This window comes from Gordonia lacunae, from assembly GCF_002149015.1.
Lineage (GTDB): Bacteria > Actinomycetota > Actinomycetes > Mycobacteriales > Mycobacteriaceae > Gordonia > Gordonia lacunae.
Map to the genome: position 1 here is coordinate 170,402 of NZ_NGFO01000004.1, position 21,092 is coordinate 191,493.

Sequence of the window (21,092 nt, forward strand, 5' to 3'; positions counted from 1 at the left end):
CTCCCCACGTCACAGCAATATCGAGGTACCCAACGGGCATCCCGGGACCGGCCGCCGCCGCTGACAGTGCGCACGCTGGGTGATCAGTTGGTCTCCCGCGTGTGTCAATGGCCTTCGGTACACCGACCGCGCAGATCCGGTGGGTGGGGAGCGTCCCAAACAATCGCGTAGACCTCAGACACTAAGGGCCACACCTTGTGTAGGCCGTCCTCAACCGAGTCGACCGCTGCGGCGAGATCGCCGGAGATGACGAACTCGTGGGGAATGATGCGACCCGCTGAGTCTTGACGCCCAAGCGGATCTGGAAAGCGCAGCGCCACTTGTCCGCCGTGGCGACGCCACGCGGTGGGTGCGTCTTGGAGATCCCCGAAAACGCGCTCGTAGTCCGAAAGCGGATCGCCTAGTCCGGCATCCAGTACGAACCGAAAGCCCCAGGTTCGACCCCGAGTGGCCCAGATGACGCTGTCGTATTGCGGGGTATTCACTTTGGGTTTTTGATCACTTTGTCGACGACGCCCTGCTCGAGGTCCAGCTTGAACTGCGTCAGTGTCGCTCTCAGATAGTCGTGCTGCGACCGGGCCTGCTCGTTTGCCTTCCTCAGTTCTGATCCTGCCAACTGGACTGCCTTGGCCAGGACCGGGAGCGCTATGGAGGCGATTTTGCCCCCCTTGGCAATCCTGGCCAGAAGCTTATCGACTGGTGCGAACTTCCCGTCGGCTATGCCAGCTGATAGCACGTCAGCACCGTCGGCCAGCGAGTCGAGCACCTTAAGGGGAATGCTGTACCTCCCTTGCCACTGCACACGACGCTCCAGCGGCAGGATAGACGCCACAGGTAGTACGAGATCGAGGCCAACACGCTGGGTCAGGTCGATGTCGAGCGTCTTCGGACCGTCGGCCTTGAGTTCGAACTTGGCGGACGAGAGCAGCATGAAGTCTTCGCCGATGGAGAGAGCCTCCGGAGACTTGATGAGTTCGGCGACGGTCGATCGAAGGCGCTCGATGTCCTCTCCCGCCGTGAGGATGACCAGATCGCGGAACATGTCGACGTCCCAGTCTGGGAACAAATCAGCTTTCGACAAGGCCAAGATCCACACCCGGGGGAACTCGACAATGGGCCCATCCTTGAGCAGGTCATCTTTGAGATGCAGAAGCCCGTGCCGGAAGTTGAACATGAGTGACTTGAGGTATCGCTCTTCCTCGCCGGGATACTCGAGTAACTTCTGCCCGTCTACCAGCAGAATTGCTACGTCGGAACGAAGCAGCGACCGGAAACTGTCGATACGTCTATTGCTCTCCTCTTCGCTACTGGGTTCAGTCTCGAACCATTCGCCCGGGTAATCGTGCCAAGCGAGCCGAAGGACGTCGAAGGGCCTCTTCTTGGCCGCATCGTTGTCTCCGCCTTTCAGCCGGACGGAAAAATAGTAGGTCGTGGACTTGAAGCGGGTGGTGATCGGCGCCATCGCTCGATCCCGCATGCCGAGGTAGTTCTGGTATAGCCGACTCCCTTGGCCTGTGTCGTCAGCTACGAGATCCCAGAGATCGTTCTTGTATGACCCCTCTTGGGTCGGGCCGAAGAACGACGAAACCAGAACCGTCTTGCCCGACCCACTCTCGCCGAAGACGGCTATGTGCTGCTCTCGAACTCTTGGGTACTTGGCCATGCCAGGACGGTACAACACGCCTCTGTCAGCACAGCTGCGAAAGGGCGGCTGATCGGCCCGAGCCGGTCCGTCCTGATCGCCGAGCCGGTCAAGGTCAGCGGCAGCAGACCTGACGGCTCCACTCCTTGCCGCGGTTGACTATCTCGAGGGCCGACAACAAGTGTTCCGCGGAACACTCAGCAGCGTGTCTCGGATCGCAGCGGCGCTCCCACCTAGGTCTACAGTCAAGAACCGGTAGCGGTGCCCTTGGATTGTTGCCGATTCATCGAGGTGCTGTCCGACCACTGGATACAGCAGTACACCTTCGGCTGTCGTCGACAGTGCGTCCTTGCCGTGTTGTGACTGCACGTACGCATAGAGCTGGAAAATGTGATCGCGAGACAGCTTGTCAGCGCCGTACTGATTCGGCTTGAGCGCGTCTGCGAACTTGGTTTCGACAATGATGCGCCGCGATTCCGACTGCAGCAGGGTGTCGGTCTTCATGATCGGGAGCACGGCCGCCAGGCCACTACTCGGGTCGGTGACCGACCAGTGATGCTGGACTTCACCGGCGGCCACCGTCCACTCAGCCGGCAGCACAGCTCGGTAGAAGCCGCGAACGGCAGCCTCGTAGAGAGTGCGGACTTTCGCGGCTTCACGTTCGGGTTCGCGGTTGTGTTGTGTACCTGATTCTTCTGCAGGAACAACCATTTGGATGAGTAGGCGTGCTGCGTCGAGTGCTTCGGCGTCGTCCTGCTCGTTACGTCCGAGCGTCAGTTGCGCGGCCTCGCGTTGGGTCACCGATCTCGTTGACACGCCATACTGCGCGAGAGTCTCAGCGAGACCACTCGCTCGACGCTCCAGTGTCAGATCATTGACGTGGCGCGCGGCGAGAATCAGTGCGGTTCGCAGGACACGATTGCGGAGGTTGTCGACAGATAGTTCGTCGAAGGTGCAGGCGACACGGCCCTGCGCGAGCAGCATATTCGTCTCGGTGGTGAGAACATCAATTTGGCCGCGCACTCGGGGCAATGTGGCTGAGCGGGATCGATACTGCCGCCCGAGGCTCCGTTGCAGGCGACGCTCGGCGGCGACGACCAGAATCTCGGACACCAGAACGAACAGCTCGTCAGGGTTGGCCTCGACACTGCTACTGCGTAAGTCCTGGTCGCGTTGATAGAGCCGGGAGGCGTACAGCATCAGCAGCCACAGATTACGCACCGGGATCGCGGTGCTGCCACTGATGATGACCCCCGGCGCGGTCACTACGCGCCGATCAGCTTCGCCGTCTCGGTCTCGACTCTGGTCAGGTCGTCGAACCAGTACTCTCCCAGAAGAGGACGGATTTCCTGCTCGACGACCCCACGCAACCACGCCGACGCGTCGTTGATCGGTGCGTCGGTGGTGGGAGTGAAGAAGCTGTGGCCGATGCAGTACTGCGCACCGAGTGAACGGTCGTCTGCGATCCGAGCGTTGAGCGCGCCTATCCGTGTAGCGAGCCCGGTCAGGACGGTCTTGTCGACGCCGTTACGCGTGCTCACCCACTCCTGCCACGCAGCGTTGAACTGCGGTGACAGATCGGCGAAGGCGAACCGCCGACGTAGCGCGAAGTCGACGATCGCCAGCGAACGGTCGGCGAGGTTCATCGTGCCGATGAGGTAGAGATTCTCGGGGATGAACACCGGGTCTTCGTCAGGGCGAGAGTAGGCCAGCTGCAGGGCTTCTGACGGCTTGCGTTTGTCGACTTCGAGCAGTGTCAGCAACTCGCCCATCACCTGAGCGAGATTGGCTCGATTGATCTCCTCGATCACCAGGACATGATTGTTGTCCGGTTCGTTGACCGCGGCATCGATGACCTCGAGGAAGACTCCATCGGTGAGGGTGAGCTTGCCGTCCCCGCTGGGTCGCCAACCGCGAACGAAGTCTTCGTAGGACACCGTCGGGTGGAACTGCAGTGCGTGGATCAGCGAACGGTCTTTGCGTTCGATGATGGCGTAAGCCAGGCGTTTGGCAAGCCACGTCTTTCCGGTACCCGGAGGTCCTTGGAGGATGAGGTTCTTCTTCCGTTTCAGCGCGCTGAGGTAGCCGTTTAGCTCGGAAGTCGACACAAAACACCCGTCATTCACGATGTCGTCGACGGTGTACGCGGGTTCGTCGGGTACTTCTTCGGCGAGCCGCGTCGAGTCGTCGTGGTCACGCGCCGGTTTAGCGGCGAGCCCGTACTTCTTCTGCCAGTATGGCTCGGCCAGAAAGCGGCCGAAGTCCTGTTCAACACCGTCAAACGCAAACGCTATAAGTGCTTTGGACTTCCAGGTACTTGGGCGGACCGCCCACACCGTGCTTCGGCTGGTCCAGAAGTACCAGTCCTCTTCCGGAAGAAGGCCGTCCGTGCTCCATTCAACCTCGACGCCGTCGCCGTCACCGAGGTTGCGGGTGATGATGCCAATCGCCTTGACGGACATCACCGAGGCTGTCTTACCGTTGATGTCGAACGGCAGCCCGTGCTTGCGAGTGAACGCGGCCTTGATCGCGATCCGATCGCCTGGCTTCATAGTCAGGATCTGCTCGGCATACTTGTGCGGGCCGCCTGCATGCCACCGGCCCTGGGTCCGAAACTGGTCGGTGTGGTCGTAGGCCTCATCGCCGGGCGCATTACCGAAGACTGCGCCGACGAACCAGCACACAGGTAGATTTTCGTCGTCGTCAGCAGCCGACGAGTCATCGAGATACTGAGGCGACGCTTCCAGGTCGGCCGATGTCAACCGTTCGGGGTGCTCGCTCAGCAACTGGTGCCCATAGGAGGTTATGTGTGTTCGGCCGGGTCCGGTAGCTTCGACTGCGCCACTGAGTTTGAGGTTGTGCAATGCCCAACTCACCCGAGTCTCGAGCCGCGTACCGCCCGACTTCACGGTCTCATCGCGCAGTTTCGGTGGCAGACGAAACGCATCGGCCACGGAATCTTTCAACTCCGCTCTCGACCAAGTCTGGTCGTTACTCATCAGCTCGAGGAGCGGTCGAGTCAGCTCGGACTTGGTAGGGAAGGGCGAAACTGGTTGGGTCATAGCTCACCTCGGAAGGCGCGGGATTGAAGGGAGTAGAACAGATCGTCTGCGCTGGCGCTAAATCGCTCACTCGCGGCACGTTCGACCCTCACCGCTTCGACGCGTTCAGCGAATCGACACTGAAGCTCGAGTGGCGGCAGCGGCAGCACAAGCGACTTAACGTCGGCCTGGTTGATACTGGCCTGGTTTATCGCCTTTTTAGCTTTCCGAAGAATCTGCTGCTTAGCGCGCCGGGTTTGTAGCCAGGCAAGCACAAAGTCACCATTGGCCCGGTTTGTGTCAATTCGAATTCGCATCATATTAGATTCATAGACCGACGGCTCGCTAATGTCCGAGATCAAAGCAGACTTGCCCAGATGCGAAAGTGCGTTCACGCGATTCACTACCAAGTCACCTGGAGCGAGAGCGTACTGCTCAATTTCGCCTTCGTTCGCGCGTAGACGCTTCCATTGATAACTGTCTGAGAGAACTGCGCCCGACCCGAAACCATCAATACGTAGAATCGGCACGCCAGCGCCGTAGTCTGATGCCGGTCGGTACAAGCCGTTCGTCGGACCCGCGGCAATAATGCTATCGAGCCTAGTCTGCCACTCGAACATCGAGAACATATGATGAAAAATCGATTTCGAGAGCTCATCGAGGTACACGATCGCCTGACGCCGTTTGGCGCGGAGGGCATCCGCGTGGTCGAGGATAGATGCGATGCGGCGTTGTTCGGAGAGGGGAGGTAGAGGGACCTTCAGATTCTCTAGGACCCGGGAGTCGAGCTTTCGGGTTCCATGAGCTGCCGTGCTGACCTGCGAGAGGATCTCACCGTGTTGCGCACGGAGCATCGCGGCAAGGAACGCCGGAACCACGTCTCGACGCGGGATTAGCGCTTTGAGATCCTGGTTGATCGCGCACTCTGCGTCCAGTATTGAGATCGGAATCGTATGTGCGAGGATCATTCCACGCACAACCATCGCAACGGTCCCCCGAGGCAATCTCTTAATCGAAGTTGACGTAAACACGTCGTCCGCTATGTGGTCAGCAGAGTCAACGAGAACGTCGCGCTTCATGTCCTTGGCACTGAACCAGGGTACGCTGCCACTCCAGTAGTCAGAATTCGCTTTCGATGGAGTACCTCCACTGTAGAAGTCGACGATCTCGCCGAGCGGAACCACAGGCCACTTCATCCGTCGTCACCAGTCAGCATTACTCGCAGGTCCGCCAGCCCCGATTGGATGTCCACCTCGATCTTCTCCAGCTCGTTGAGGATCTCCTCTGGGGCGCGGTGCTCGACCTCTTCGTGGACGATCTCCTTGTAGCGATTCAGACTGAGGTCGTAACCCTGCTCCTCGATAGCGTTCCAGGGAACGCAGAAGGACTGTTCCGTCCGGGCGCGTTCCAACTCGGAACCGTCGCGATTAGCCCACCGACGCAGAACATCAGGCAAGTTGTTCTTCGCGTGGTCGTCATCCGACAGTTTGGCAAGCGGTCCCAGATTGTCGTAGTCCAACAGTGGGGTCCGCTTGTCGTCGAGGGAGTACCCGTCGGCCTGGACGTCGTAGAACCAGACGTTGTCGGTGCCCCCAGAGTCGGTCTTGGTGAAGAACAGGATGGCCGTGGAGACGCCGGCATACGGCTTGAACACACCTGACGGAAGTTTCACCACCGCGTCGAGCTTGTGGTCATCGACGAGCATCTTACGAAGAGTCTTGTGCGCCTTCGACGATCCGAACAACACGCCGTCAGGCACAATGACTGCTGCGCGTCCACCAGGCTTCAACAGTCTTAGAAAGAGCGCAAGGAACAGCAGTTCAGTCTTCTTGGTCTTGACGATCTGTTGCAGGTCCTTGGCCGTGTTCTCGTAGTCGAGGCTGCCGGCGAACGGCGGATTGGCCAGGATCATCGAGTAAGCGCCGGCATCACCGGTGTTGGCCTCCGCCAACGAGTCTCGGTAGCGGATGTCCGGTTGTTCGACACCGTGCAGCAGCATGTTCATCGAACCGATTCGGAGCATCGTGTTGTCGAAGTCGAAGCCGTGGAACATGTCGTTGTGGAAGTGCTCGGCATTTCTGCCCGAGTTGATCTCGCCGCCATGGTGCTCGCGCATGTATTCGGTTGCCGCCACAAGGAATCCGCACGTACCTGAGGCCGGATCCACAATGGTGTCGCCTGGCTCAGGCGCCATCATCTCGACCATCAACTTGATGATGTGACGCGGCGTACGGAACTGGCCGTTCTGACCGGAGCTCGCGATTTTCGCGAGCATGTACTCGTAGACGTCACCCTTGGTGTCGAGGTCCCGCATCTCGATCTTGTCGAGCAGGTCGACGACCTTCACAAGCATGGCCGCGTTCGGGATCTGCAGGCGCGCGTCCTTCATGAAGTGGGCGTAGGTGGAGTCTTCGTCACGCATCGTCTGGATGAACGGGAAGACCTTCTTGTCCACGGTCTCGAACATCTCGTCGGCGGAGTAGTTCTTGAAGACCGACCATCTAAGTTCTTCGCGATCAACCGGGAATGGGTTGTCCTGTATGGGCTTCTTCGTCAAGTTCGCGCGGTTCAGGGCGCGCGTCTGCTCGTCGTCGAGGCGGCGGATGAACAGCAGGAAGGTGATCTGCTCCATCACCTGCAACGGGTTGGCGATGCCGCCCGACCAGAACGCGTCCCAGACCGCGTCGACCTTGCTCTTCTGCTCTCCGGTGATCACTGAATGCACTCCGTACCGTTGTTGGCGAACCCGAACAGAACTGTATAGCGGAGGGTTGTGACAGTGGCGGGTAGTTCGGGCCTTCGAGGGCTTGGGCGGTTGACTTGCGAAACCCTTCGTGGCTCGTCGCTAGCGCTCCTCGCACCTCAGGGAGCAGAGGGGACGGCAGCCCCCTGAGGCCAGGGAGCAGGGTTATGTCGTTCTTTCGGCTGAGGGAGCAGTGGGCCACGCACAACCTTGCACCGCAGGGAGCACGTACTCAGGAGTCGGTACCGACGCCCTTCAGGCCGCGCCAGGTGATACCGACGAGGAGGTTGGTGGCCTTCTCGAGGTCGACGTCGCCTTCGGTGATGCGGTCGGCGACCGCCTCGGCGGCGCCGACGATCGCGACGGCGGTGAGTTCGAAGTCGATGTCACTGGCACCCTCGACCGTGGTGCCGGCCTTGATCAGCTGGGCGACCATCTCGGTGACCCGCTGGCGGCTCTCGGAGACGATGCCGGCGAAACCGGCGGTGCCGATGGCGACGCGGTAGAGCACCCGCCACGACTGCCGGTGCTCATGGACGAAGCGGAGGAACTCGCGGATCACCGTGACCGCCTGCTCGCGCTGCGAGAGCGAGGGATCGAAGCCGACGCTCATGGCGTCGATGAACAGGCCCGACTCACGCGCGATGCACGCGCTGAACAGCTCGTCCTTGGAGCCGTAGTACAGGTACAGCATCGGCTTGGAGATCTGCGCCTCGGCGGCGATCGCATCCATCGAGGTCTCGCGAAAACCGTTCTGCGAGAACACCTTCACGGCGGCATCGAGCATCTGCTGCTCGCGCACCGCGCGTGGCAGGCGCTTGGTTCCGCCCGACATGACCGCCACCTCCGTTCACCACGTCTGTTCGACCGACGATATCAACAACTTACCAACCGGTAAGGTGAAACCCCATTCGCACGGTCAGGAGCATCGGCAGTTCAACAGTTGACCACACCCTTGGACCGCAGGATGCGCACCACCTTGTCATCGAGGCGGGCGGGAGCGAGCCGGCCGGCCGACACCGCGCGCTCGAGGTTGTCGAGCACCGATGCGACCCGGTCGGTGGACAGCCACAGCGCGACATCGCCGCCTGCGAGGAGGAACTTCTCCACCGCCTGCTCGATGGGGTACTGCGCACTGATCGCCGCCATGCCCGACAGATCGTCGGAGTAGATCACGCCGTCGAAGCGCGGACCGTCGTACCCGACACCGGTGCGCAGCATCTGGATCGCGGGCCGGCTGATGCTCGCCGGCAGCCCCTTCGTGAGACCCGGGACGATCAGGTGACCGACCATCGCGCCCGCGGTTCCGGGGTCACGCAGCAGCGTCCGGAACGGCACGAGATCGCTGTCCTGCAGCTCGGCGAGCGACGGGACGGTCACGACACCGAGATGCGAGTCGCCCGAACCGTGCCCGTGACCCGGAAAGTGCTTGTACACCGGCGTGATCCCCGCGTCGGCCAGGCCCGCGGCGTACGCCCCCGCGTACTCGGTCACGACCGCCGGATCGTTGCTGAAGGACCGGTCGCCGATCACCTCATTGTCCGATTCGTCGCTGACGTCGGCGACGGGCGCGAAGTCGACCGTGACGCCCAGGCGCTTGAGTTTGCGACCCACGTCGGCCGCGATCGCGCGCACCTGCTCGGGCGTCTTGGTCTGGGCCAGCTCGCGCGGCGAGGCGTTGTCGATGCCGAGCGCGGACAGCCGCGACACCCGTCCGCCCTCGTGATCGACGGTGACCATCAACGGAATCGACGAGTTCTGCGAAATCCGTGCTGCCGCACCGCTCGTCAGGATCGCCTTGTCGGTCCAGCTCCCGACGAAGATGCCGCCGATCTCCTCGTTCTCGACGATCTGCTGGGCGTCGGCCGCCCCGGTCACACCGACGACGATCAGCTGCGCCAGCTTCTGGCGAACCGACAGCTTCGCGAGTTCGGTTGCCCCGCAGGCGTTCGCGACCGGCGTGGCGGTCGGAGACGACGACGGGGAGGACGCACCGGCCGGCGCACCCGCGGAGTACGAGGGTGTCGGCGGCGGCGAATCCGAGGTCGACGAGGTACATGCGGCCAGCGTCGCGCACAGCACCGCGACCGTTGCCGTCGTCATCGCATGACGAATCCGCTGGGGTCTGCGAGTTGGGCCCATGGCACGAGTCTGGCATGTAGTCTGAGCCCATGGACGTGGGGTCCGTTTCGTCCGGGTCCGCCACCGCCGGGAGCGGTAGCGGCGGCAACAGTGCCGCACAAACGCTGATGATCGCCTACGACGGGTCACCAAACGCCGACCGCGCCATTCGTTACGCCGGGCATTTCCTCCGCGCACAATCCGCAGTGGTCGTCACCGCCTGGCAACCCGGCGGCATGACGCCGGCGCGCATGTCCACCCTCGCCGGCGGGATGCAGCCGTTCATCGACACCCAACTCGACGCCGGCGTCGACCAGGCGCTCGAAGACGAGGCCGCCGCGATCAACGAGCGCGGTGTGACGCTCGCCGCCGAATGTGGGCTGACCGCACGTGGATCGCTCGTCGAAGTCGAGTCGACCGTGTGGGGTGCGCTCGTCGCCGCGGCCGAGGCGCTCGACGTCGATCTCCTGGTCACCGGCACTCGCGGGGCGTCGGGACTCAAGGCGTTGCTGCGGTCGAGCGTGGCCGAGCGGGTCCTCAAACATTGCCACCGGCCGGTGTTCATCGTTCCCGCCAAGTGCGAGAAGGAGCCTCAGGTCACGCTGTAGCGCAGCTCTGCTGGCCGAGCTTGTCGAGGTCACCACGTGGCTTCGACACGGCGCCTCGCTCCGCTCGGGGCCGGCTCAACCAGCAGTGGGCTCACCCAGCAAGGGGCTGGGCGTGTCCTGATCTGTGGGATGCGTGGCCTGGACGCCACGGTCAGGGTCGGAAACGATGTCCCCATGACGCGATCGGTGGTGATTCTCGGGTTCCCCGGGGTGCAGGCCCTGGACGTGACCGGACCGGCCGATGTGTTCACCACCGCGTCGATCGCACTCGCCGACCAGGGCGCGGAGGTCCGCTACGACCTCCGGCTGGCGTCGAAGTCGGGTCTGCATGTCGGAACCGGCGTCGGCCTGGAGTTCGTCGCGCATCCGCTGCCCGATCCGGGCGATCCGCTCGACATCCTGATCCTGCCCGGCGGTACCGGTGTCCACGACGCCACCCGGGATCCCGAACTCATCGGCTGGATCCGGCGGGCGGCACGAAGCGCACGACGGGTCGTCAGCGTGTGCAACGGCGCGTTCCTCGCCGCCGAGGCCGGCCTGCTCGACGGCAGACGCGCGACTACGCACTGGGCGATGACCGGGCTGCTCGCCGAGCGGTACCCGTCGATCCAGGTCGACGCCGAGGCACTGTTCGTCCGCGGCAGCGATCGCGTGTGGAGTTCCGCGGGCGTCACCGCCGGGATCGACCTCTCGCTGGCGCTGATCGAGGAGGACCACGGCACCGAACTCGCGCAGCTCGTCGCGCGGTGGCTCGTCCTCTACATGCGACGACCCGGCGGTCAGAGCCAGTTCGCGCCACCGGTGTGGATGCCGCGGGCGCGTCGCACGGCGATCCGGGAGATCCAGGAGCGCATCGAGGCCGAGCCGGGCCGGCCACACCGCGTCGACGATCTCGCCCGCGACGCGTCGATGAGCCCGCGCCATTTCTCCCGCCTCTTCACCGACCAGACCGGCGAGGCCCCCGGCTCTTATGTCGAACGGGTCCGGACCGACGCCGCCCGTCGTGCGCTCACGCAGAGCGACGACACGATGCCGGTGATCGCCTCCCGGTGCGGCTTCGGGTCCGCCGAGACGATGCGCCGCACCTTCGTCCGCCGGCTCGGCGTACCGCCCGATCAGTACCGCCGCACCTTCCGCTGACCCGAAACCCGCCCATCGAAAGGCCGTCATGACCCAGATCGCGATCGTCCTCTACCCGCGGTTCACCGCACTCGACTTCATCGGGCCGTACGAGGTGCTACGCGCCCTGCCCGACGCCGAGGTCAGATTCGTCTGGCACGAGCCGGGACCGGTCGTCGCCGACTCGGGCGTGCTCGTCGTCGGCGCCACGCATTCGTTCGACGAGACGCCGTCACCGGACGTCGTCCTGGTGCCGGGCGGACCCGGTTGTTTCGCCGCGTCGCAGGACGAGAAGGTCCTCGACTGGCTGCGCGCGGTACGACCGGGCGCGCAGTGGACGACGTCGGTGTGCACCGGTTCGGTCGTACTGGCCGCGGCCGGTCTGCTCGACGGCAGGCCGGCCACCACGCATTGGTCGTCGATGGCCGCGCTGACCCTGCACGGGGCGAAGGCGGTGTCCGACGAGCGCATCGTGCGCGCGCTACCCGACGACGACCTGGTCACCGCCGCGGGCGTGTCCGCCGGTCTCGACCTCGCGCTGTGGCTGGCCGAGCAGATCGCCGGCCGCGCACGAGCCGAGGCGATCCAGCTGGTCATCGAATACGATCCGCAACCGCATCTCGACTCCGGGCATCGGTCCAAGGCGTCGGCCGGCACGATCGCCACGTCGACGATGCTGCTCAGCCGCGACGTCGACAAGCCCGAACTGCTGAAGACGAGTGCGCGCCTGCTGTGGGATCGCACCCTGACGACAGTGCGGTCTCGGCGCTGACCGCGGCCGGGTCGATCCGCCGGCGTCAGCGGGTGTCACCCGGAATCGGACTTCGGCGATGGTAGTTTCATCGCCATGACCAACAACCGCCTTGTCGCCGGAGCCGTCGCCGGGGTCGCCGGCATCCTGGTGGGACTCGGCGCGGTGTTCCTCGGCGGGTTCCTGGCCTCCGAGAACAGCCCGTCCACCGATCTGAACAACATCAGCCCGAACAACGGATTCGTCCAGGGCTCGGTGGACTACGGTTCGCGCGGCGGAGCCGGCGAGACCAACTGACCCGTCCACGCGCCGCCGGTCCCGGCGTCCCCTGATCGACAGCAGCAGCAACTGAGTACCCCGCCTCCGCCACCGGATCAGTCCGAACTGAGTCGACGCGGTGTCGCCGTCATCGCCGCGATCTCACTGCTGATCTGCCTGCTGCAGTCTCCGGGCCGCATCGCCGCGGACACCAAACTCGACCTCACCGCGAACCCGCTGGGCTTCCTGGCCCGCGCCGCACACCTGTGGACACCGAACGCCCCGATGGGGCAGGTGCAGAACCAGGCCTACGGCTACTTCTTCCCGCACGGCGCGTTCTACGCACTCGGCGACCTTCTCGCCGTCCCGCCGTGGATCGTGCAGCGCCTCTGGTGGGCGCTGCTGCTCACCGTCGGCTTCATCGGCATCGTCCGCCTCGCCGAGACCCTGCGACTGGGTTCGCCCGCCTCGCGGATGATCGCCGCCACCGTCTTCGTGCTGAGCCCCCGGGTCCTGACCACCCTCGGTTCGATCTCGTCGGAGACCCTGCCGATGATGCTCGCCCCATGGGTGCTCCTGCCGGTGGTGCGGGCACTCGACACGCGAGCCGGCGACGACGATCCGCCACTCTGGCGCGCGGCCGCCCGAACGGCGGCCGCGGTGGCACTGATGGGCGCGGTCAATGCCGTCGCCACGCTGGCGGCCCTCGGTGTCGCCGTCCTGTGGTGGCTGCTGCACAGTCCGCGTGACCGCCGATGGTGGCGATTCGGCGCCTGGACCGCGGCCGGCCTGACCCTGGCCTGCGCGTGGTGGGTGGTCCCGCTGCTGATCCTCTCGCGCGTGAGTCCGCCTTTCCTGGACTACATCGAGTCGTCCCGGGTCACCACGCAGTGGACCTCGCTGACCGAGGTGTTGCGCGGGGCGAGTTCGTGGACGCCGTTCGTCTCCCCGGAGCGCGTCGCCGGGGCGGTGCTGGTCACCCAGCCCGCCGCGGTTCTGGCGACCGGGACCATCGCGGCCGCCGGGCTCGCCGGACTGTGCATGCGGCACATGCCGTTCCGCGGCCGCCTCGTCGCCATCCTGGGCGTCGGTCTCGTCGTGATGTGCGTCGGCTACGCGGGCGAACTCGGGTCGCCGGTCGCCGAGCAGGTACGCGTCTTCCTCGACGGTTCCGGCGCACCGCTGCGCAACATCCACAAGTTCGAACCGCTGCTCCGCATCCCCCTGGTCCTCGGCGTCGCGCACCTGCTGGCGCGGGTTCCGCTCCCCGGGAGTGCCGGTCGGCGGGAGACGCTCACCGCCTTCGCCCATCCCCAGCGGTCGCGTCCGGTCGCCGCGGCGATCGTCCTGCTCGTCGCCGTGATCGGCGCCGGGTCGCTGATGTGGACCGGTCAGCTCGCACCGAACGGTACGTACGAGTCGATTCCGCGTCATTGGCAGCAGACCGCCGACTGGCTGGCCGAGCACAGCGAGCGCGACGACGGCGGCCCACCTGCCCGCGCGCTGGTCGTCCCCGGCGCCCCGTTCGCCGACCAGCTGTGGGGGCTCACCCGCGACGAACCGCTGCAACCCCTGTCCGACACCCCGTGGGCGGTCCGTGACGCGATCCCGCTCACCCCGCCCGGCGCGATCCGGGCCCTCGACTCCGTCCAGCGCGAGATCGCCGCGGGCCGCGGCTCGCCGGGCCTGGCCGCCACCCTCGCCGGGCAGGGCATCGGATTCGTCGTTCTCCGAGCCGATCTCGACCCCGAGACCTCACGGTCGGCCCGCCCGCTGCTCGCGCAGCAGGCACTCGACGAGTCACCCGGACTCCGCCGCGTGGCCGAGTTCGGTCCGCGGATCGGGCCGCCGAGCGTTAGGGGGGTGTTGCGCGACAACGGTTTACGGCCCGGGATGCCCGCGGTGCAGATCTTCGCCGTCGACCCTGCCGGCGCGCCCGCCGCCGACACCGGACCCCGACTGATCGACACCGCGGGCCTCCCGCGAGTCGCCGGTGGCCCCGAGGCCATCGCCGAACTGGCCGATGTCCGAGCACGTCAGGGACTACCGCCGCTCGGACCGGTCGTCCTCGATGCCGATGCACGACGTGCCGGGATCACCGACGGCCCGTTGATCGTGACCGACACGCCCAGCGACCGGGAGACCGACTTCGGCCGCGTCGACGACCACAGTTCGGCGATCCGGGCTCCGTCGGATCCGCGGCGCACGCAGAACGCCGTCGCCGACTACCCCGTCGACGGACAATCGCTCGTACACGGGCAGTGGTTGCTGGACAACCGGAGTGGCGAGGTCGAGGTCTCGACGTCGGGATCGGCGGCGGACGCGGTGCAGCCCGGGCAGACCTCACCGGCCAACTCGGCGGCCGCTGCCTTCGACGGCAATCCGCAGAGCGCCTGGGTGAGCGGCGGGCTCGAGAGTGCGGTCGGACGATGGATGCGCATCGGCTTCACGACCCCGCGAACCGACCTGGCACTGACCCTGACGACCGCCAAGGCCCTCGGTCCCGATGTCACCAGCGCACTGATCACCACCGAGGCGGGCAGCACGGTGGTCTCGGGTCTCGAACCCGGTGAACCGATGACGGTGACCGCGCCCAGCGGCGCCACCCGCTGGGTGCAGATCCGCGCGCTCCGCACCGACGACGGCACGGCCGGAAACCAATTCGCCCTCGGCGAGGTCACGGTGTCGGATCTGCGGACCGCGACACCATTGCGCATCCGCCATCGCGTGGTGCTGCCCGAGCTCGAGGCCGGTACCGAGGTCGCCCAGTGGCTGCTGTATCAGGAGTTGTCCGGACGGGCGTCCTGCGTCTCCGACCCAGAGCGGCAGATGACAAGGTGCGCACCGGGACTCGGCCTTTCCCCGGAGACGTCCGCGGTGTTCGGGCGCGCACTCTCGGTGCCATCGGATGTCGCCGTCTCCCCCACCGCGATCCTGCGGCCCCGACCCGGCGATGCTCTCGATCGGCTTCTCGCCGACGATGGTCGGGTCACCGCACACGGCCCCCGCCCGGTGACCGACCCCCGCGGCGGGCCCGCGGCCGCCGTCGACGGCGATCCCGGAACATCCTGGACCGCACCGGAGATCCCCGATGAGCGGACGTCGCGAGCGGGTGACGACTCCCCGGCCGACGAGGACGCGGCAGCGAACGAGAACAGTCCCACCCTGGTCCTCGATCTCCCACGGGCACAACGGGTCGACGCGCTGACCATCGTCGCCCCCCGGGGTTATCCCGCCGCTCCCACCGAGGTCGCGGTGGACCTCGGCACCGGCAAGCAGGTCCGCGAGGTCGACGACGGCGGCATCGTCCGTCTCGATCCCGCGGTCACCGACCGCATCGAGATCACCATTCGTGCACAGTCCGACCTCATCGACGTCAACAGCCTCGGGTTCGCCAGTCCCGCACCACCGGGAATCGCCGAGGTCCGGGTGTCTCCGTCGCCGGCGACCGGTTCGGACGTCGACCGGATCGTCGAGATCGGTTGCGACGAGGGGATCGGGCTGACCGCCGCGGGTCAGGTCGTCCGGATGTCGGTGCGCGCCCGCGCGTCCGACCTGCGTACCGGACAACCGGTGATCGGGCGCCCGTGCGGCGACGGCCGACTCGCCCTGCCCGCCGGACAGCAGGAGGTGTCGGTCAATCCCGGCGACGCCTTCACCGTCGACGCCGTCTCGCTGGTGAACGGTGACCCGGTGTCGCCACCGGCGTCGACCTCCCCAGAGGTCGGCGAGTGGTCGGCGGTGCGGCGTGCGGTGACCGTCGAGAGCGGTCCGCAACGACTACTCGTCGTGCCCGAGAGCACCAACCCCGGATGGCAGGCGCGGCTCGGCGGGGTCTCGCTGCGGCCGGTCGTCGTCGACGGCTGGCAACAGGGTTGGATGGTGCCCGCCGGCGCGGCCGGGACCATCCACCTGACGTACCGGTTCGATTCGCTGTACCGCTGGTCGCTGGTGATCGGGCTGGCGCTGATGGTGCTGTTGCTCCTCGCCGCGTGGTGGCCGTCGACGCGCCGCGCCTCGCCCGGGGCCCCGATCCTGGTCCCGGCCGGACGCGGGTCGACACTCGTCGCCGGGGGTGCGGTCCTCGCCGCGGCGTGGCTGGTGTCGGGCTGGTGGGGACTCGCGGCCGCCGTCCTGGTCGGCACCTTCGCCGCCGCGATACCGCAGAAGGCAGGCGTCACAACAGCATTCGTCGCGATGATGACGGCGACGATCGGTCTGGCGGCGGGGCCGTGGCACGCCTCCGGCGGCTACCACGGCTCCCAGTGGTGGGTTCAGCTGCCGGCCCTGGTGGCGGTGTCGATGACCGCATGGCTGGTGTTCTGGTCGGCCGTCGACGGTCGGCCGTCGATCGCCGCGCCGTCGGGCGGCGGTGAAGACGACGCCGGTGTATCGGGCGAGACGTGGCGCGAGCGGTTGCGACGACGACTCTCGCGGTTACGCAGCCAGTTCCTCGTCGGCTCCTCGATGAAGGCGTAACTGGCCGCGGACACACCGATCGACAGGACGAGGGTGATCACCAGCACCAGGAGGGTGTCACCGCTGAACGGAACGATGCCGAACAGCGGGAAGACCACCGCCAGGATCGCGACGTGCCAGATGAAGATCCCGTACGACCATCTCCCGAGCGCCAGCATCACCCGGGAGGTGAGGATGGGGAAAGGACCGTCGTTGCAGACGAGTGGGGCGAGCAGCGCATATCCGCAGAGCGCGCCGAGAACCATCTTGGTGGCGAACTCGAGTTCGGTGACCGCGCCGAGACCCGTCGGACCGGCGAACCTGGTGCACGCCAGCGCGTAGGCGACGACGAGGACGACCAGCATCAGCGGACGGTTGGCGCTGAGGCGGATCACCCCCGCCATCCAGCGTCCCGAACGGACAGGTCCGGAACCCGAGTCGAGGACCCCGGCGATCTCGGCCAGGACCAGACCCGCGACGAACCACGGGAGGTGGCCGAACACCCAGTTCTTGGTCTCCACACCGTCGGCCACGGGCAGCGAGGTGCCGACCCAGGCCCAGCCCAGACTCACCGCGGCCAGAACAACCAGCGCCGGGACACGTGCCCGGAGGCGACGACCACGCAGCCGCAGGAGCGCGAAGCCGATGAGCGGCAGCAGAGCGTAGAAGGCGATCTCGACCGAGAGGCTCCACATCTGGGTCAGCCCCGCGGTGAGCGTGAGCGGCACGAAGACCTGGGTCAGCGTCAGGTTCGCCAACCAGACCTGGGCGTCGGCACCCTGTGCCTCGGGGAGCAGCAGGATCACCAGCGTCACCACGATCACATACGCCGGCCAGATCCGGACGACGCGGTGGCGGAGATATCGCGGCACCGACGGGTGGCCGGTCCCGCGATGCGCGGCGTCGACCCACGGTCGCCACAGCAGGAAACCGGAGAGCGCGAAGAACAGGGCGACCGCGAGGTCGAGGCGACCCAGTACCGGTCCGAGCACGGGGATCTCGACCGCCCGCGTCTGGAACGCCACATGGGTGACCAGGACCCCGATCGCCGCGATGGCCCGCATGCCCTCGAGCTGCGGATAGAACCGCCGGGCGGAGCCGGCGGCGGCCGCGGCGGCTCCGGGGGCGATGGGATCGGGGTCGGTGCTGGTCATGCTGCTGACAGGGTAGCCGGGACGCGTTGCGTACCCTCGCCTCCATGTCCTCGCCGTCCTCCTCGTCGCGATCAGGGCCGCCGTCCGCCGGGTTGTCGTCGGACACCGAGACCCGTCCGGAGCCACATCGCTGGTCGGCCGCGGACCTCGCCGGCCCGACCCTGATCTTCGTCGGCGCCTTTCTGCTCGCCGTGACGATCGCCTTGCCGACACTGCTCGTCGGCGGATTCCGCACCATCCCGCTGAGCACCGATTTCACGACCGTCGCCACCGCCGACGACGCGACGATCTTCGACCGGTGTTCGCTCGAGACCCGCTCGGCCCGGACGGTCGGCGCCGACCTCGTCCGTCAACAGCGCGTCGTCGCGGTGCAACCGTCCGACGAACACCGGGTGACCCTGCAGGCCGGCACCTCTGTCCAGGCCCAGGCGCTGCGCATCGACGACCGTGAGGTCGACCCGGGCGATCCGCGTCCCGGCGTCGACACCGATGATCCGGCGCAACCGTGCAACGACGCGACGGTCAACGCCATCAAGGACCGGGTGACGCTCGACCGGAAGAACGCGCTACCCCGGCTCGCCGCGCGCGGGGCGTCGGAGATCCAGTACGACAGCGGTCAGGCCGCCGTCCTCGTCCCGGACCGTCGCGGCGTCACCTATCTCCTCCCGTTCGACACCGAACCGGCCGATCGGGAATTCTTCGACGCCGTCACCCGCACCACCGTGCCGCTGGTCCACGACGGCGACACCGAGGTGCACGGCCGCGACGTCGACCGGTTCCGCGCCGAGGTGCCCGACACCGATCTCGCGCGCGCGGCGCTCGGCCGGCCCGTGGGCACGAATGTCTCGATCACGCGGCCGGCGTCGTGGTTCGGGGTCGGCGACTCGAGTCGCCCGTTGACCGCGAACCTGCACCACCGGAGTTCATGGGATCTCGCCGTCGATCCCCGGACCGGCACCATCGTCGACGCGACGATCACCGTCGACGAGGTGTACCGCTTCCCCGACGGCACACCCGGCGTCCCGGACGGCTTCGAATTGCCGCAGCTCCGAGCGACTTTCACCTATGACGATGACACCCAGACCCGGATGACGGACCTCGCCGCAGATCTCGCGTCCCCGATCCTGATCTGGGGCCGGCTCGTACCGATCGGCACCGCGGTCCTGGGCGTGGTGGCGTTGGCGGCCGGACTGATACTGATCAACCCGGCCTGGCTACCCGCCCGGTTCCGTCGCCGGAGGGGCGCGGAAACCGTTGGCGGGCAGCCGGAGTGACCGGAATCGGCGTCAGGAGGCCGACTCGGCGGCGAGCCTGCCGAGGGTGTCGTTCAGCTGATGCTCGGTGACGAGCGGGAACTTGACCTTCTCGAGCAGCTTCTTGTCGGTGACCTTCGACCAGTCGTAGGTGTGACGCACCAGCGTCTCGTTGGGGCCCTGGGACTCCAACTCCCACAGCCATTCCCACCCGGGCGGCTCGGTGCCGGCGGGGGCGGTCTGCCACGCCAGCAGCTTGTCCTTGGCGTAACCGGTGACATGGTTGTCCGTCTTGTAATCGCCGCCCATGTGGTCGCCGGACATGTTCATGGTGAACACGTCACCGACCTGTTGGATGCGATCGGCGTGGTCCACGCCGCGGATGAAACCCGAACCGTCGAGCGCCTGATGCCGTTCGGGATTGGAGAGAACGTCGAACACCGCGTCGACGGGCGCCTCGATCGTGCGTTGGACAGTGACCTGTGTGCTCTCGTTGTCGCTCATGACACAACACTGCCGAAACTTCGGGCACTCGGCAACGTCCGGGAGCCCGCTGATGTTCGCTGTCCCGGCCCCCGGAACCGCAAGATCCACAGGAGCACTGGCCCGCCCCGCTCCCAAGCTCGCTCCCAGGGGCGGGATTTTCGTGGCCACGATGGCGAAACGAATCAGCGAGCGACCGCCCACGTCCCCAGCGCGGCGATCGTCGCGGCCACGGCGGCGGTCCCGGCCACCCCGATCACCGAGCCGGTGACCGTCACGATGACCAGCACCTCGGCACCCACGACCACCCAGGTGCCGAGCGCGACGCGCGTCCGGTCGCGCGCGATCGCCGACAGCAGCACGACCTGCAGGACGGCCAGCGCGGCGCCGATGTAGGCGAACAGCCACAGGATGGGCACGAGGGCGTCATAACCGTCCCCGAAGACGAGCGGGATGACCGGACCGGCCGCACCGGCCAGCACGGTCAGGACGATCCCGATCCCGGCGACCACCATCACCGCTTGACGCAACGAGGCGGCCGAACGCGCAGGATCGGCGAGGCGGGGATAGAAGACGACGCCGATGGCCTGCGGGAGCCAGAAGGCCACCTTGGTCGCGATCGCCCCGAGTGCGTACACCCCGACCGCCTCGGCGTCGAGAACCCGGGGTGAGAGCAACAGGTCGATCGACGAGGCGACGATCAGCACCAGCTGTACCTGCGACGCGCGGACCACACTGAGCACTCCGGCGGCACCCGACGGCGCACGGCCCGGCCGCCCGACCCTCGCCACCGACCACACCACGAGCCAGACGACGACCGCCGAGGCCGCGGCCCCCAGTGTCCCGGCCAGGAGCCCGCCCGCCGGCCCGGCGCCGGCCGCGAACGCCCCGATCATCGGCATCGACCGGGCGACACCGACCGCGGCCAGCACCCAGGACAGCACCTGGAACTCGCCGCGCCCCTGAAGAATCCCCTGACCTGCGGCGATGAGCGCGAGTAGCGGCGCCGAGGCGAGTGCTGCCGCCGTCGTCGCGACATCGGTGCGCAACAGCAGCGCGACCAGCGGGGTGGCGACGGCGGTGAGTACGACGACCCAGAAGGTCGTCACCAGGCCCAGCCTGCGGAGCCGCCCCTCGTCGCCACCGAGGACGACCTCCCGGGCGATCACGTTCTGCAGCGCCATCGCCGGCACGCCCAGCACGAGCATCGCCGACAACAACACCGCGAACTCGCCGTACTCGCTGACGTCGAGGAAGTGCGCACTCGCGGCCAGATGCACCACGTACATGCAGAGATTGGCCACCATCGAACCGACCGCCACCGACCCGACGGCGCCGACCGTGCCCGTCGTCCGGCGCGTCTGCTGCATGGACCAAGTGTGCCGACCTCGGCGACGCGCCTTCGCGCGGGGCGCCCTCGCGCGGGACGCGCACGAGGTACGTCGCGGGACGCGCATGATG

Annotated in this window: 15 protein-coding genes and 1 pseudogene; 6 read left to right on the forward strand and 10 right to left on the reverse strand. The window is 66.5% G+C overall.

The genetic code is table 11. The annotated features are described in order from the left end of the window. Positions 1–481 precede the first annotated feature (481 nt). The 7 genes from CA982_RS05215 to CA982_RS05245 all read right to left on the reverse strand — a co-directional run bounded on the left by CA982_RS05215 (position 482) and on the right by CA982_RS05245 (position 9,529). Positions 482–1,663, reverse strand: coding sequence for a TRAFAC clade GTPase domain-containing protein (locus CA982_RS05215; protein WP_086534280.1), 1,182 nt, complete (start codon positions 1,661–1,663; stop codon positions 482–484). A gap of 138 nt (positions 1,664–1,801) precedes the next feature. Then, entirely contained in the window at positions 1,802–2,908 is a 1,107-nt protein-coding gene (mcrC, locus tag CA982_RS05220) for a 5-methylcytosine-specific restriction endonuclease system specificity protein McrC (RefSeq protein ID WP_086534281.1), read from the reverse strand. Next, positions 2,908–4,704, reverse strand: coding sequence for an AAA family ATPase (locus tag CA982_RS05225; RefSeq protein WP_086534282.1), 1,797 nt, complete (start codon positions 4,702–4,704; stop codon positions 2,908–2,910). Before CA982_RS05225 ends, mcrC begins: the two co-directional genes overlap by 1 nt. Beyond that, positions 4,701–5,879: a restriction endonuclease subunit S gene (locus CA982_RS05230; protein WP_086534283.1), complete on the reverse strand. Its 1,179-nt coding sequence runs from the start codon at positions 5,877–5,879 to the stop codon at positions 4,701–4,703. Before CA982_RS05230 ends, CA982_RS05225 begins: the two co-directional genes overlap by 4 nt. Then, on the reverse strand, positions 5,876–7,399 hold the full coding sequence (locus CA982_RS05235) for a type I restriction-modification system subunit M (protein WP_086534284.1): 1,524 nt from the start codon (positions 7,397–7,399) through the stop codon (positions 5,876–5,878). Before CA982_RS05235 ends, CA982_RS05230 begins: the two co-directional genes overlap by 4 nt. A 259-nt stretch (positions 7,400–7,658) precedes the next feature. After that, positions 7,659–8,261, reverse strand: coding sequence for a TetR/AcrR family transcriptional regulator (locus CA982_RS05240; RefSeq protein WP_086534360.1), 603 nt, complete (start codon positions 8,259–8,261; stop codon positions 7,659–7,661). A gap of 101 nt (positions 8,262–8,362) precedes the next feature. Continuing rightward, positions 8,363–9,529 carry a glycoside hydrolase family 3 N-terminal domain-containing protein gene (locus CA982_RS05245; RefSeq protein WP_086534285.1) on the reverse strand — a complete coding sequence of 389 codons (1,167 nt, stop codon included), beginning with the start codon at positions 9,527–9,529 and terminating at the stop codon, positions 8,363–8,365. A gap of 68 nt (positions 9,530–9,597) precedes the next feature. Here CA982_RS05245 and CA982_RS05250 point away from each other — a divergent pair, with 68 nt between their 5' ends. From CA982_RS05250 to CA982_RS27155, 5 genes are all read left to right on the forward strand, one after another. Continuing rightward, on the forward strand, positions 9,598–10,155 hold the full coding sequence (locus CA982_RS05250; protein ID WP_086534286.1) for a universal stress protein: 558 nt from the start codon (positions 9,598–9,600) through the stop codon (positions 10,153–10,155). A gap of 174 nt (positions 10,156–10,329) precedes the next feature. Beyond that, a complete protein-coding gene (locus CA982_RS05255) occupies positions 10,330–11,295 on the forward strand; it encodes a GlxA family transcriptional regulator (protein ID WP_086534287.1) in 966 nt (321 codons plus the stop codon). A 28-nt stretch (positions 11,296–11,323) separates the two neighbouring features. Beyond that, entirely contained in the window at positions 11,324–12,046 is a 723-nt protein-coding gene (locus tag CA982_RS05260) for a DJ-1/PfpI family protein (RefSeq protein WP_086534288.1), read from the forward strand. Positions 12,047–12,121: 75 nt separating this feature from the next. Next, on the forward strand, positions 12,122–12,322 hold the full coding sequence (locus tag CA982_RS05265) for a DUF2613 domain-containing protein (RefSeq protein WP_004023745.1): 201 nt from the start codon (positions 12,122–12,124) through the stop codon (positions 12,320–12,322). Positions 12,323–12,442: 120 nt separating this feature from the next. Continuing rightward, the gene (locus CA982_RS27155; RefSeq protein ID WP_425269033.1) at positions 12,443–16,762 is read left to right on the forward strand and encodes an alpha-(1->3)-arabinofuranosyltransferase; all 4,320 of its coding nucleotides are present in this window, start codon (positions 12,443–12,445) and stop codon (positions 16,760–16,762) included. Positions 16,763–16,776: 14 nt separating this feature from the next. Here the strand turns inward: CA982_RS27155 and CA982_RS05275 are convergent. After that, positions 16,777–17,895, reverse strand: a pseudogene (locus CA982_RS05275) (acyltransferase family protein); the annotation flags it as partial. Between the two features lie 44 nt (positions 17,896–17,939). Here CA982_RS05275 and pgfA point away from each other — a divergent pair. Next, complete coding sequence (gene pgfA / locus CA982_RS05280) at positions 17,940–19,169, forward strand: cell envelope lipid trafficking protein PgfA (protein ID WP_143412528.1); 1,230 nt, start codon at positions 17,940–17,942, stop codon at positions 19,167–19,169. A 12-nt stretch (positions 19,170–19,181) separates the two neighbouring features. Here the strand turns inward: pgfA and CA982_RS05285 are convergent, their stop codons facing one another. Beyond that, entirely contained in the window at positions 19,182–19,652 is a 471-nt protein-coding gene (locus CA982_RS05285; RefSeq protein WP_058252228.1) for an SRPBCC family protein, read from the reverse strand. Positions 19,653–19,816: 164 nt separating this feature from the next. Continuing rightward, positions 19,817–21,001 carry an MATE family efflux transporter gene (locus CA982_RS05290; RefSeq protein ID WP_086534291.1) on the reverse strand — a complete coding sequence of 395 codons (1,185 nt, stop codon included), beginning with the start codon at positions 20,999–21,001 and terminating at the stop codon, positions 19,817–19,819. Between the last annotated feature and the right edge of the window lie 91 nt (positions 21,002–21,092).